This is a genomic window from Kribbella catacumbae DSM 19601, assembly GCF_000372465.1.
Taxonomy (GTDB): domain Bacteria; phylum Actinomycetota; class Actinomycetes; order Propionibacteriales; family Kribbellaceae; genus Kribbella; species Kribbella catacumbae.
Window position 1 is genome coordinate 1 of sequence record NZ_AQUZ01000145.1, and the last position, 1,222, is coordinate 1,222.

The 1,222-nt window shown below is 66.3% G+C and carries 3 protein-coding genes; all 3 read left to right on the forward strand.

Features of this window, described 5'->3' with window-relative positions; all coding sequences use genetic code 11:
* Positions 1 to 167: 167 nt before the first annotated feature.
* On the forward strand, positions 168 to 398 hold the full coding sequence (locus A3ES_RS54910; protein ID WP_157631105.1) for a hypothetical protein: 231 nt from the start codon (positions 168 to 170) through the stop codon (positions 396 to 398).
* An 82-nt stretch (positions 399 to 480) separates the two neighbouring features.
* Positions 481 to 915, forward strand: a complete 435-nt coding sequence (locus tag A3ES_RS0145650; protein WP_020393497.1) for a hypothetical protein — start codon at positions 481 to 483, stop codon at positions 913 to 915.
* A gap of 64 nt (positions 916 to 979) precedes the next feature.
* On the forward strand, positions 980 to 1,222 hold a 243-nt coding region (locus A3ES_RS50840), incomplete at its 3' end, for a hypothetical protein (RefSeq protein WP_040457315.1).

Sequence of the window (1,222 nt, forward strand, 5' to 3'; positions counted from 1 at the left end):
CCCGGGCCTGCTGGGGCTGCTCTCCCGCGACCCGGCGTACCAGGCGCTGCTCGTCGAGGCATTCGCCACGCCTGTCAAGCCCGCAAGCTTGCAAGCATGAACGCCAGTAAGCCCGCACGTAAGAAGGCCGACTACCCGACTATCCCGGACGGCTCCGAGCTGGTCGCGTGCCTCGACGGCCCCGCTGGCTAACCAGTTGGTTCTACCTCGACCAGTGGCACGAGCGCCGGGTGGCCGAGGAGCGGATGAACTGCACGCCGTACACCGGGTACGCGCTCGGCTACGTCCCGATCCGTGACGAGATGGTCGACCACCCGAGCCATCCGACCGCCAAGGCGCACGCGCTGGCGTATCGGCCGGCGAAAGTCGCGGCAGCTCTCCGCGCCAAGTCAGCATGAATGCATGCAAACAAGCTTGACTTCCGTTAGGTCTAGCACCTAATATTCGGGGTGTTGGGAAACACCACGACCGGAGGTCAGCATGACGCTCACCATCTCTGCATTCACTACCAAGCGGTACCGGGTCAACATGCCCGGCGACCCCTACAAGACCGAGTTCGGCACCTTCGTCGGACGCTCAGCGTTCGGCACGGTCGAACTGTCCTTCGACGGGGAAGGGGCGAACCGGTTCTACGACCCGGCGGACCTGTCCACCGGCTGCGGCTGCAGCATCGACCGGCACGAGGACGACTGTGTCCGCCGCCCCTGGTCCTGCCCGAGCTGTGACCAGCACTACGAGCTACGGGTGACGGTCCTCAAGCGGATCTACGCACGGGTCGACCCGAAGTTCACGATCCTCTCCGTCGACGGCCCCGGCTCCGAGGAGCCCGGCTTGGAGAGCACGCCGGTTCTGGTCTGCGACAGCTGCAACCACCAGTTCCCCATCCCGGACGGCGTCGACGTCCAAGGCATCTGACCCTCAACCATCCACCGCAGGCGCCCGGCTGACCACCGGGCGCCTCACCACCACAGGAGTAGCTATGAGCGACACCACCACCCCCACGGACCTCCGAGAGGCAGTCGCGGCCACGGTCCGCGAGCACGTGGACAACCCGCACCACCCGATCGGCAACCTGATCCTCGCGCTGCAGTTGGTCCACGGACTCACCGTCGACGAGGGCCAGGCCTTGGACCTCCTCGCCGGTGTCTTCAACGTCGACGGGATCGCGGACGGCACGATCAAGGCCGACCACTTCCTGCTTCCGGGGGAGCGGCTGTACGTC